Source organism: Spirosoma aerophilum, assembly GCF_054782495.1.
In genome coordinates, this window is the sequence record NZ_BAAGSJ010000013.1 from 402748 (window position 1) to 415015 (window position 12268).

The 12268-nt window shown below is 48.2% G+C and carries 10 protein-coding genes; 9 read left to right on the plus strand and 1 reads right to left on the minus strand.

The features are described from left to right. Positions 1-14: 14 nt before the first annotated feature. The gene (locus ACYVK4_RS13190; RefSeq protein WP_461127981.1) at positions 15-968 is read left to right on the plus strand and encodes an alpha/beta hydrolase fold domain-containing protein; all 954 of its coding nucleotides are present in this window, start codon (positions 15-17) and stop codon (positions 966-968) included. A 98-nt stretch (positions 969-1066) separates the two neighbouring features. On the opposite strand, the gene ACYVK4_RS13195 is transcribed toward ACYVK4_RS13190, so the two are convergent. Then, positions 1067-1480: a response regulator gene (locus ACYVK4_RS13195; protein WP_461127982.1), complete on the minus strand. Its 414-nt coding sequence runs from the start codon at positions 1478-1480 to the stop codon at positions 1067-1069. Positions 1481-1679: 199 nt separating this feature from the next. Here ACYVK4_RS13195 and ACYVK4_RS13200 point away from each other — a divergent pair, with 199 nt between their 5' ends. From ACYVK4_RS13200 to ACYVK4_RS13235, 8 genes are all read left to right on the plus strand, one after another. After that, complete coding sequence (locus ACYVK4_RS13200; RefSeq protein WP_461127983.1) at positions 1680-2063, plus strand: hypothetical protein; 384 nt, start codon at positions 1680-1682, stop codon at positions 2061-2063. Between the two features lie 253 nt (positions 2064-2316). Then, entirely contained in the window at positions 2317-2988 is a 672-nt protein-coding gene (locus tag ACYVK4_RS13205) for a response regulator transcription factor (RefSeq protein WP_461127984.1), read from the plus strand. Positions 2989-3067: 79 nt separating this feature from the next. Next, complete coding sequence (locus ACYVK4_RS13210; RefSeq protein WP_461127985.1) at positions 3068-4423, plus strand: ATP-binding protein; 1356 nt, start codon at positions 3068-3070, stop codon at positions 4421-4423. A 335-nt stretch (positions 4424-4758) separates the two neighbouring features. Next, positions 4759-5049: a hypothetical protein gene (locus tag ACYVK4_RS13215; RefSeq protein WP_461127986.1), complete on the plus strand. Its 291-nt coding sequence runs from the start codon at positions 4759-4761 to the stop codon at positions 5047-5049. Positions 5050-5104: 55 nt separating this feature from the next. Further along, on the plus strand, positions 5105-6196 hold the full coding sequence (locus ACYVK4_RS13220) for an efflux RND transporter periplasmic adaptor subunit (RefSeq protein WP_461127987.1): 1092 nt from the start codon (positions 5105-5107) through the stop codon (positions 6194-6196). Positions 6197-6223: 27 nt separating this feature from the next. Continuing rightward, on the plus strand, positions 6224-9427 hold the full coding sequence (locus ACYVK4_RS13225; protein ID WP_461127988.1) for an efflux RND transporter permease subunit: 3204 nt from the start codon (positions 6224-6226) through the stop codon (positions 9425-9427). Continuing rightward, a complete protein-coding gene (locus tag ACYVK4_RS13230) occupies positions 9420-10850 on the plus strand; it encodes a TolC family protein (protein ID WP_461127989.1) in 1431 nt (476 codons plus the stop codon). Before ACYVK4_RS13225 ends, ACYVK4_RS13230 begins: the two co-directional genes overlap by 8 nt. 362 nt (positions 10851-11212) lie before the next feature. Beyond that, positions 11213-12100 (plus strand): dienelactone hydrolase family protein, encoded by an 888-nt coding sequence (locus ACYVK4_RS13235; protein WP_461127990.1) that lies wholly within the window; start codon positions 11213-11215, stop codon positions 12098-12100. Positions 12101-12268: the final 168 nt, after the last annotated feature.

The following is a 12268-nucleotide window of genomic DNA, read 5'->3' on the forward strand; positions in this document are numbered from 1 at the left end:
ACCCCAACTGACAGATGAAACAAGTAATAGCTCTATTGTTGATCTTAGTGACCGTTAAGGGTATGGCGCAGAATCAGGAAATTGACGCTGGAAAACTGGCAATTGAATCATCCAGATACTGGCTGGATCTTGACTACGTTGGCGACGGTATCGTGGGTCATAAGCTGGATATTCATTTGCCCAAAACCGGGAAAGCCCCTTATCCGGTAGTCATTTGTATTTACGGAAGCGCCTGGCGGGCCAACTCCTGGAAAGCCAATACCTTTAACGATGGCGGTTTAGGGCAAGCTGTACTAAACAAGGGCTTTGCTGTGGTCAGTATAAACTATCGATCAAGTGCTGATGCCCAATTCCCTGCCCAGATTCAGGATGTGAAAGCAGCCATTCGTTATGTTCGGGCCAATGCACCCAAATTTGGATTGGACAACTCATTTATCAGCGTTACGGGCTGGTCGTCTGGCGGGCATCTGGCAGCTATGGCCGGTACAACTAATGGCCTTAAAAAAACGAAAGTAAACGAACTGGATGTCGATATAGAAGGTGCCTTGGGAAAATTTACCCAGGTGAGCAGTCAGGTCAATGCCGTGGTCGACTGGTTCGGCCCTACCGATTTCCTGAGTATGGATGCCTGCGGCAGTACCATGACGCACAACGATGCCAAATCGCCGGAGTCGATACTGGTCGGCGGTCCCATTCAGGAAAATAAAGACAAAGTGGCGCTGGCAAATCCTATTAGTTATGTCCGGAAAGACAACCCGCCATTCCTAATTTTCCATGGTGATAAAGACCCACTGGTCCCCCACTGTCAGAGCGAAAAACTATTTGAGAAGCAACGGGCAACTGGTGTAAAAAGTAAATTGGTTATCATACCCGGTGGCGGACATGGGCCAGGGGTCATGATTGATGTCTACTATAATCAGGCCCTGGCGTTTCTGGAAAGTCAGCTTAAAGCCAGTAAAACAAAGTAGCCGTTAAAAAATTTACTGGTTGATCACGCGTGACGAGAAGCAACATAACGTATAGCCTGCCCGTTGGAGTGGACATTGTTTCGCATCTTCTGCATCGTTCAGCTACCCGGCGTTTGGGCAATATCAAACCAATAATGGCTCAATAAGCCAAGCCGATGCTGTAAGTCAGTGAAGGTTATGGGTTTGGTTACGAACCCATTTGCGCCTTGCTGGTACGACCTGACTATGTCGGTCCGTTGTTCGGATGCCGTAAGCATGACTACAGGAATGGCCTTGTAGCGATCCGAGCTTTTCAACGTGCCCAATACCTCAAAACCATTGGATCCGGGCATTTGAATATCTAATAAAATTAACGAAGGACGTCGATTGGTTTCTAACCAGACAAGCAGATCGTCTCCTGTGTTCATTACTCGCAAATCACAGCGAGGGTTATTTACCTGTATGGCTTCCTGTACCAGATAGATATATTCCTGGTCATCATCGACTAACAGTACCTGTTTCTGCTTATTCATCGGTTTATTAAGTAGGGTTGAAGGTGGAATGAGGTTGTTCCTTTTGCTCAAAAAAGATCAATGCTGCAATGTACACCATTGATCTGTTAAATTGAACAATTGGTTTTTCAGGTATCGACCATAATAGTCCTTTCGGGATTTTACGAATCGACGTATTCTATCATGAAAGGTATATTAGATCAAATAGGTAGATTTGCAGGTGAATTCACGCATACGCTCCGATGATCTCGAACATTCACCCTACAAAGAAGTAGTTCAATCGCTAGTGTATCAGTGGGTACGTGCTGAATTGCCCGCCCACGGACTAACCTATCTGGATTACACGATGGTTGTGAAAACACTTTTATTGACTACCCAAAATCCGGACTGGACATCGACTGTCGTTCGGGCGGTTCTGCGCCAGGCGTTAACTCTTCGTAAAACGTCGGCCTGGGTTGAGCAGGAACTCAAGTTTGAAGGGATGATTGATGGCGTTGACCGGGCAGACTTCCTGCTACTCGATCTTCAGCAGGCCGATACACTTGACGACGCTTTGCTGGATAGCTATAATGAACGGATGAATCGGTTTACTGCGACGGACTAAGCGGCCAGCAGTGAAATGCCGCTGAATGTTCAGGAGATTTTCGATAAATCAAGCCTCACCTTCAGTGAACCTAATTTGTGTTACAACCATTCAGAAATGTAAACATGTTCTTTGCAAGCACGTTTTATCTGAATAGATAATAGGCTTTTAATGACCGGCTACGCACATAAACTGGCGAAAACCAACTAACGCTTTGGAGCAATCGTGTTGGGTTAACCTGACACTAGTTTCGGGCACTACTCAACAAAAATTCATGAAAATCCTTTTAGTAGAAGACGAAGAGCGCCTGGCCTCTTTTATCCGCAAAGGTATGTCGGCCGAAGGCTACGAGGTTGAGATCGCTCACGATGGACGTACCGGTCTGTCATTGTTTCGCCGGGATATTTATGATATCATCATTCTAGACGTCAACCTCCCACATATAAATGGCTTCGACCTGTGTCGGTACATCCGGTCTGAAAATGAGGCTGTCCCGGTACTAATGCTTACCGCACTGGATAGCATGGCCGACAAGTCGGATGGCTTCAACGCCGGCGCCGACGATTATCTGGCTAAACCCTTTGAATTTCAGGAATTGCTGCTTCGAATTCGGGCCTTGACGCGTCGAATCGGCTCCCGACCGAAACAAATACTCCGACTGGCGGATCTGGAACTAAATCTGGATACTAAAGCGGTCACGAGGGCAGGCAAACGTATCGACCTGACAACTCGGGAATACGCCCTTATTGAATACATGATGCTTAATAAAGGGAAAATTATTTCGCGGGTAGACATTGGCGAGCGTGTCTGGAGCCTCAATTTCGATAATAACAGTAATGTCATTGATGTATATGTCAGCTACCTGCGCAAGAAGATAGACAAAGGTTTCACGCCTAAACTATTGCACACCATTGTGGGTATGGGATATGTTCTCAGAGAGGATTAATCCTATACCGAAGATTTCTATCTGCAGGTCATAAAAACAAGATGCGTACTCAAGTCCACGTTATGGAAAAAGTCAAAAAATGCTGATTCGAAATCGCCTGACCATCATTTTTACCTTGTTGGCTACGGCTATCCAGCTTACACTGTCGTTGCTGGTGTGGTACTTTTATTCGCTATATCGGCAGGAAGAATTCTATAGCCGGTTGGAGTCAAAAGCCCGTGTAGCCGGACGGGTATTGATTTCCCGACGGCATTTGCACGATGACTTCTTTAAAAATATGGTGCGTACCGACCTGCTCACAATCGTGGAAGAGCAGATCAGCATATACGATAGCCGTCATAATCTGGTCTTTACCAACCGAACCCTCAAAGAGTCTGAATATTATAAAGAAAAAATACCCCTGCTGTCCACGGATCCTTTGTTTGAGTTTAGAAGCGGACATCTGGAGTCCATTGTGATACCCTACCAGGACAGGGGGCAGTTATTTTACATTTTTGCCTCTGGTTACGACCGTATCGGCTTTGCCAAGCTGAACACCTTGCAAAAAATCATGCTGCTGGCTAATCTGTTTGGTTTTACACTGATCGTCCTGGCTGGCTGGTATTTCTCGGGACGGGTGCTGAAGCCCATTTCCCGAATAGTAGACGAAGTAGAGCAGATAACCGCTACGGAGCTGCACAAGCGGGTGAATGAAGGGAATCGTCAGGACGAAATTGCGCAACTCGCCATGACCTTCAATCAGATGCTTTTCAGGCTGGAAGATGCCTTCGTTTCCCAACGCAGCTTTGTGGCTCATGCCTCCCACGAACTCCGTACCCCATTGACCAACACACTGGGTACCCTGGAAACTTCCCTTCGGTACGACCACAACCCCACCGACTGGCGCGATAGCATGGAAGTGGCTGTTGAAGAACTAAAAAAAGTAATTGCGTTGACGAATGGTTTGCTGGGGCTGGCCAAAGTTACGGATGGGACGGTTGCCCTAACGGCCGTTCAGGTGGACGACTGCCTGCTCACCGCCATTGGACAGGTACAAAGCAAGTATCCGGGCCGGAGCCTGCCGCTTCAGTTTAAGGCCGATGACGAAGCATCGTTCACGGTAAAAGGCAGCGCCACGTTGCTGACAACGGCCTTTTTGAATGTGCTCGACAATGCGTGTAAGTATTCAGCCGAAGCGGTTTCTGTAGAGTTAAAAACAAAATCAGACCAGATCACCGTACGTGTAACGGATCAGGGGCGTGGCATTTCCGAGGCCGATTCAGCGCATATTCTCGATCCGCTTTATCGGGGTAATAATGTTGAAGGCGTGCCGGGTTATGGCATTGGTCTGGCTGTAACGCAGAAAATCATAGATCTACACTTGGGTACCCTTCAGATTAACTCAGCTGTAGGCAAGGGTACTACCGTCACCATTCAGTTACCAGGTACTGTGTGAGTAGGCGGACTTACTCAAGGACGATTGCCCGAAGTCTCATTCCTTAACCTGGCAGGACGAAAAATCACCCCATAAAGTCTACAGAATCGATTTTAATCGCTTTTAAATTTGACTCTCTAGTATATTAAATAGTATTATTTTTATATAATTAACTGAATTTAATATAGGTATCTAATAATTAAATTAATTAAATTGCTTGTTATCAAATAGTTAGAATAAATACGGAAATTATCAATTAATAAAGGGTTGGATAATTTTAATGCGTTCTAATTTCCTTCTCACACCGTTTTAATGTCACGGGGCTTGTTTTGTGTCAGGTAATAAGGACACAAGTTATGCAACGCCGAAATTTCCCCTCGATTTTGCTCTATGGTTTTGGACTGGCGCTGGCGCTTTCGCTGGGGTTCAACGGCTTTTTGCTGTACGAGCAAAGCCAACGTCTGAGTCTCTACGAATACGAGGCAGGCTACTCCGCTCATCCGGTCGATATGATGGTCTGGCAACAGCAGCTCTCTGACTGCAAACGAGCGAACGAGCAAAAAGACAGCTTGATCAGCCATTTGGAGAAAACACCTAATGCACCTCCTGATCAGGCAGCCGTCGTTCACCAGATGTCTTCAAGATAATATCATCAAAGCTTTTAAAATCACCAAAATAGGTTCGTGTAAAACGTAAAAAGTTATGAAAAGAAATCACATTCTCATGGGCTTGATCGCTGTATTTGCCGTTTTCGGCATTGCAGGCTGTTCATCAAATGCAGAAGAAAAGAAAGAAGAAGAGGTCAAGTTTTTAGTCACGAGCCCTTTGCTGAAAGATACACTGGCCACCAAAGATTATGTGTGTCAGGTGCATTCAATCCAGCACATTGAAGTAAGGGCGCTGGAAAAAGGCTACCTGCAAAAGATCTTCGTAGACGAAGGGCAGTACGTGCAAAAGGGACAGCTTATGTTCCAGATCATGCCCGTGATCTACAATGCTGAACTCCAGAAATCGCAGGCTGAAGCTAATTACGTAGGTATCGAATTGCAAAATACCAAGCGGCTGGCTGATAGCAATATCGTATCGAAAAATGAACTGGCGCTGGCCAAAGCTAAATTCGATAAGGCCAACGCCGATGTGACACTGGCGAAAACACATTTGCAGTTTACCGAAATCCGCGCGCCGTTTAGCGGGATTATGGACCACTTTCAGGTACGGCTGGGTAGTCTTCTCGATGACGGCGATTTGTTGACCACTCTGTCAGACAATAGCAAAATGTGGGTGTACTTCAACGTGCCGGAAGCAGAGTACCTGGATTACAAAGCTCACCATGATGAAAACATGAAGCATGTAAAACTGGTGATGGCCAACAACGAACTGTTCGACCAGCCGGGCGAAGTGCAGACGATCGAAGCGGACTTTAATAACGAAACCGGCAACATTGCTTTCCGGGCCACTTTTCCCAACCCAAAAGGTCTGCTGCGGCACGGCGAAACGGGTAGCGTGCGCATGACAGTTCCCCTCAAAAATGCCCTGATCATCCCTCAGAAAGCCACCTTCGAAGTATTGGAAAAGAAGTATGTCTATGTGGTGGATAAGAACAACACGATCCGGTCGAGGGAGATCACGATAGCCGCCGAAATGCCGCATATTTTTGTGGTGCAGTCTGGTTTGAGCAAAGGCGATAAGATCCTGCTGGAAGGCTTGCGTCAGGTTAAGGAAAACGAAAAAATCCACTTCAACTACGTACAGCCTGCTTCTGTCATCTCGAATCTGGGTCTATACGCCGAGTAATCAACCATTCTAAAAAACGGAGAAGACATGTTCAATAAATTCATACGTAGACCAGTATTCGCTATCGTGATTTCGATCATGATCGTGTTTGTTGGTATACTGGCAATCAAGAGCTTACCCATCTCTCAGTTCCCTGATATTGCCCCCACTACAGTAAACATATTCATTGCGTATCCCGGAGCCAGTGCTGACGTACTGGTAAAATCAACGCTCATCACGCTGGAGCAGGCCATCAACGGGGTTCAGGACATGCGTTACATCGCGACGGATGCAACCAGCGCCGGTGAAGCTACCCTCCGAATTATTTTTGAGCCCGGTACCGACCCCAACGACGCCGTTATCCGGGTAAAAACAAGGGTGGACCAGGTTATGCCGCTTCTGCCCGAACTGGTACAACGCGAAGGGGTTATTATTACGCCTATTCAGCCCAGTATGCTGATGTACGTCAACCTCTATTCCAAGGAGAAGAGCATTGACGAAAAATTCCTGTTTAACTACGCTACCGTAAAAATGATCCCTGAGATCCAGCGGACCAAAGGGGTGGCACGGGCGCAGATCTTGGGTAGCCGGCGTTATGCGATGCGCGTTTGGCTCAACCCCGAGCGCATGCGGGCCTACAATATTTCTACCGAAGAAGTGATGAAGGCGATAGGTGAGCAAAGTATTATTGGTCGGCCGGGCCGGATCGGGCAAAGCTCCGGTATAGCCGCCCAGTCGCTGGAATACGTACTTACCTACAAGGGCCGGTATAATAAGCCGGAAGAATATGAGGGTATCATTATCCGGGCCAATGCTGCCGGTGAAAGTATTCACCTGAAGGACATTGCCCGCGTGGAGTTGGGAAGTGAATTCTTCGACATCTACTCCAACCTGGATGGCAAAGCATCAGCTGCTATCGTATTGCGGCAAAACTATGGCAGTAACGCCAGTGACGTTATTGAAGAGGTGAAACACAAACTTGAGATTATGAAAGCCTCCTTCCCGCCGGGGGTTGACTATAAAATCAGTTACGACGTATCGAACTTCCTGGACGCGTCGATCGAGCAGGTAATTGACACGCTGCGCGACGCCTTTATTCTTGTGGCTCTGGTCGTATTTATATTCCTGGGCGACTGGCGTTCAACGCTGATTCCAATTCTGGCGGTTCCGGTATCGCTCATTGGTGCCTTCTTTGTCATTCAGGCGTTTGGGCTATCCATTAACCTGATTACCCTTTTCGCCCTCGTACTGGCCATCGGTATTGTGGTCGACGATGCCATCGTGGTCGTGGAAGCGGTACACGCCAAGATGGAAGAAGAACCGCATTTAACCCCCTTCAAGGCGGTTCAGAAAGTACTTGGTGAGATCAGTGGCGCTATTATCGCCATTACCCTCGTGATGGTATCGGTATTCCTGCCCATCTCGTTTATGTCGGGCCCGGTGGGTACGTTCTACCGGCAGTTCTCCATCACCATGGCTAGCTCCATCGTAATTTCGGCGCTGATCGCCCTGACGCTGACGCCTGTGCTGTGTGCCATGCTGCTGAAAAACCATCATGGACATCCGCCCAAGAAAAACATTCTGACCCGCTCGCTGGACCGCTTCAACCAGGGCTTCGATAAAATGACCGGTTGGTATGTAGGCTTGCTGAAATTAATTGTCAGCCGTCGGTTTGTTACGTTCGCCATTTTGGTGGGTTTCTGCGCAGGAATCGTTGTGGTAAACAAGATTCTGCCCGCTGGCTTTATTCCCAACGAGGACCAGAGTACGATCTACGCCATTATCCAGACGCCCCCGGGCTCCACGCTCGAAAAAACCAACGAGGTGTCGCGACGGCTTCAGAAAATTTGCGAAGAAGTGCCGGGAATCGAGTCGGTATCGTCTTTGGCCGGTTACGAGATCATGACGGAAGGTCGGGGCTCCAACGCCGGTACCTGTCTGATCAACCTGAAAACATGGTCGGAGCGCGACAAGAACGTGAAGGAGATCATGGAAGAACTGGAGGAGAAATCAAGAAATCTTGGCGCGACAGTCGAGTTCTTCGAACCACCCGCTATTCCTGGTTTTGGTACCTCAGGTGGTTTCTCCATGCGTTTGCTGGATAAAACAACTGATACGGATTACAGTGAGTTTGACAAGATTAACAAGCAGTTCATTGAGAATCTAAGCAAGCGTAAAGAGCTTACGGGCTTGTTTACCTTCTTTGCCGCCAACTACCCACAATACGAACTGGAAATCGACAATAAGCTGGCCATGCAGAAGGGTGTGTCTATCGGCAAAGCGATGGATAACCTCAACATCATGATCGGTAGTACCTACGAACAAGGGTTTATCAAGTACAACCAGTTCTTTAAAGTGTACGTGCAGTCGGACCCAAGTTTCCGTCGGCTTCCGACGGACTTGCTGAAGCTTTTTGTTAAGAACGATGAGGGTGAAATGGTGCCCTACTCGGCCTTCATGCACCTGAAGAAAGGGCAAGGACCTAACGAGATCACCCGATTCAACCTGTACAATTCGGCCGCTATCCAGGGTCTGCCGGCAAAAGGCTACACCACCGCCGATGCCATTCAGGCCATTCGGGAAGTGGCTGCCCAAACGCTGCCGAAAGGGTACGACATCGCTTTCGAAGGTCTTTCGTACGACGAATCGATACGGGGAAATGAGGCCCTGTATGTATTCCTGATCGTGTTGTCTTTCGTGTATTTCGTGTTGGCTGCCCAGTATGAAAGCTTTATCATTCCACTGGCCGTTGTGTTCTCGCTGCCTGTTGGGGTGTTTGGCTCGTTCCTGGTACTCAAGATGATGGGGCTGGAAAACAACATCTATGCCCAGATCGGTCTTATCATGCTGATTGGTCTGCTGGGTAAAAACGCCGTGCTGATCGTGGAGTTTGCCGTTCAGAAGCGACAGCAGGGCGAAACGATTCTGAATGCCGCCATTGAAGGGGCCCGGGTCCGTTTTCGACCTATCCTGATGACCTCCTTCGCTTTCGTAGCCGGTTTGATACCGCTGATCAGTGCATCGGGAGCCGGCGCTATTGGTAACCGGACTATTGGGGCGTCGGCTCTGGGGGGTATGCTTTTCGGAACCATTTTCGGGGTCATTATTATCCCCGGGTTGTACTACATATTCGGGAGTTTAGCGGATGGCCGTAAGATGATCAAAGATGAAGAGGCTGATTCGTTGACCGAAAATCTGGTCCATCAATTAGACGCTTTTCCTGTAACTGAAGAAAGCACGAACCATGTTTAAAAAACTAATCTATACAGGGATGGCCGTAGCCTGCATGACGTTAACCATAACGTCATGCAAAACCCCCTCCCTGGTTACACGAACAGAGAACCGGACCGTTCCAGTCAGTTTTAATACAGGTCAGGACACACTCAATACCGGGAAGGCCGGTTGGCGGGAGTTTTTTACCGATCCGCACCTAGTTGCTCTGATTGATACGGCACTTGGCAACAACCAGGAACTGAATATTTCGTTACAGGAGATTCAGGTTGCCCAGAATGAGATACGCGCCAGAACGGGGGAGTACCTGCCATTTGTGGGTTTGCAGGCGGGGGCCGGTATCGATAAAGTTGGGCGGTATACCCGATCGGGAGCCATTGAAGAGAGTACGGAAATTCGGCCCGGCCACAACTTCCCCAACCCTCTGCCTGATTTTCTTCTATCGGCCAATGCCTCCTGGCAGGTGGATATATGGAACAAGCTGCATAACGCTAAACGAGCGGCAGCTCTCCGGTATCTGTCGTCCATAGAAGGAAAGAACTTCACGGTTACGAATCTGGTTGCCGAAATCGCTAACTCCTATTACGAATTGCTGGGGCTCGATAGCCAGCTGGACATCGTTAAGCGAAACATTGATATTCAAACCAATGCGCTGTCCATTGTTCGGATGGAGAAAGAGTCGGCCAAGGTAACTGAACTGGCCGTACGGCGATTTGAAGCACAGGTGCTCCGCACCCAAAGTCTTCAATTCGATATTCAGCAGCGCATTACGGAAACAGAGAACCACATTAATTTTCTGGTGGGACGCTTTCCGCAGCCGGTTTTGCGGAGTTCCCAGGATTTCAATACGATAATCCCTGAAGGCCTGCATGCCGGTATTCCGGCGCAGCTTATCCAAAACCGGCCCGACATTCGACGGGCTGAGCGCGAACTGGAAGCCGCCAAGTTGGATGTTCAGGTGGCCAGAGCTAATTTCCTTCCCTCGCTGGACCTCTCAGCCGCTGTGGGTTTCAATTCTTACAAACCCACTCTGCTGTTAACGCCCGAATCATTTCTGTATTCGTTAGTGGGTGGTTTGGTACGGCCGTTGGTCAATCGGAATTCGATAAAAGCAGCGTACTATAGCTCGAATGCGCGACAAATTCAGGCTGTTTATAACTACGAACGGACCATTCTGAATGCCTACATCGAAGTAGCAAATCAGATAGCGAATATCAATAACCTGCAAAAGAGTTATGATTTAAAATCAAGGCAGGTGGAAGCGTTGATTCAGTCGACCAACATTTCAAATACGCTCTTCAAATCAGCCAGAGCCGATTATATGGAAGTGTTACTGACCCAGCGCGATGCACTGGAATCCCGATTCGACCTGGTTGAAACGAAAGTGCAACAACTGAATGCCATGGTGAATACGTACCGGGCATTGGGTGGCGGCTGGAAATAAAACGCGACTGCAACAACGCAGATGAAGCGCCTGGTAGTCATTGCCGGACCGTTTGCGTAAGCTATTGCAATTGTATTCGTGAAGAAGTGATAACTGATTTATCTACAGCGTAGCGAGTTAATTGACTTACGAAAGGGGTGTCATGGTTCAAACTGTGGCGCCCCTTTTTTGGTGTTACTTCCCTAGGGTTGACGTTAAATTAACGCTATCCATTGCTTGTCGATAATCGGGAAAAGTACACGACAGGTAGGCTTCGACTTAAATAATAAGGACTTCCGCCAGGATATTCGGGTATTTAACCAGCTTGATTTTTTACTTCTGGAAATAGTCGATAATTTTCCTGTAAAACGTATATAACTACCATGGACAACATCAAAAAGGACGACATCAAACAAGAAGTGTTTGATATCTATGACGACTATGCGCATAATCGGATTGATCGGCGCGACTTTGTACAGCGGCTGTCTACGTATGCCGTTGGTGGCATTACGGTAGCGTCTTTGATGAGTTTCCTGATGCCCGATTATCAGGGGGCTGTTCAGATCAAAGAGGATGACCCGCGCATTAAGTCAACGTATATCACCTATCAGTCGCCAAAGGGGGGCGGGCCCATCAAAGCTTTATTGTCGATGCCCGCCGATACGAAAAAGAGACTTGGCGGTGTCGTTGTTGTTCATGAAAACCGGGGGTTAAATCCGCACATCGCCGACGTAGCCCGCAGAGCCGCCCTGGCGGGTTTCGTTTCCCTCGCGCCCGACGCCTTGAGTCCTTTAGGCGGTTATCCGGGTAATGACGACGACGGACGCGCCCTGCAGAGCAAACGCGACCGCAATGAGATGCTGGAAGATTTTATTGCGGCCAACGACTATCTGAAAACCCAGAAGGACTGTAACGGGAAAGTGGGTGTTGTCGGTTTCTGCTTTGGTGGCTGGATCGCCAACATGATGGCAGTGCGCATCCCCGAGTTAGCGGCATCTGTTCCCTTTTATGGTGGGCAGCCTACGGGCGACGATGTGGCTAAAATTAAAGCGCCCCTTCTTCTGCACTTTGGCGAACTGGACAAAGGTGTCAATGCGGGCTGGCCAGCCTATGAAGCGGCCTTGAAACAGCAAAATAAGCAATATACGGCGTATATATATCCGAATGCCAACCATGGCTTTCATAACGATACCACCCCGCGTTTTGATAAAGAAGCTGCCGAATTGGCCTGGAAACGAACCGTTGACTTCTTTAAAGAGAAGTTAGCGTAATCAGGTCAGATAGCTCATTCTTGGCCAATAAACTTACGTGCTTATCTGCTTTAGGATTGGGCAAGGAGGAAGACAAGGTGTACGCTCAAACGAGTAAGGCAAGTTTTGGACTAGATGTCTGCGTCCAAAACTTGCCTTATAAATGGTTAGGAGATCTATAACCGTTTA

Bases quoted from the DNA above. Each gene is read 5' to 3' on its own strand.
- ACYVK4_RS13190 (WP_461127981.1), top strand. From the start codon at position 15: ATGAAACAAGTAATAGCTCTATTGTTGATCTTAGTGACCGTTAAGGGT.
- ACYVK4_RS13195 (WP_461127982.1), bottom strand. From the start codon at position 1,480: ATGAATAAGCAGAAACAGGTACTGTTAGTCGATGATGACCAGGAATAT.
- ACYVK4_RS13205 (WP_461127984.1), top strand. From the start codon at position 2,317: ATGAAAATCCTTTTAGTAGAAGACGAAGAGCGCCTGGCCTCTTTTATC.
- ACYVK4_RS13210 (WP_461127985.1), top strand. From the start codon at position 3,068: ATGCTGATTCGAAATCGCCTGACCATCATTTTTACCTTGTTGGCTACG.
- ACYVK4_RS13215 (WP_461127986.1), top strand. From the start codon at position 4,759: ATGCAACGCCGAAATTTCCCCTCGATTTTGCTCTATGGTTTTGGACTG.
- ACYVK4_RS13220 (WP_461127987.1), top strand. From the start codon at position 5,105: ATGAAAAGAAATCACATTCTCATGGGCTTGATCGCTGTATTTGCCGTT.
- ACYVK4_RS13225 (WP_461127988.1), top strand. From the start codon at position 6,224: ATGTTCAATAAATTCATACGTAGACCAGTATTCGCTATCGTGATTTCG.
- ACYVK4_RS13230 (WP_461127989.1), top strand. From the start codon at position 9,420: ATGTTTAAAAAACTAATCTATACAGGGATGGCCGTAGCCTGCATGACG.
- ACYVK4_RS13235 (WP_461127990.1), top strand. From the start codon at position 11,213: ATGGACAACATCAAAAAGGACGACATCAAACAAGAAGTGTTTGATATC.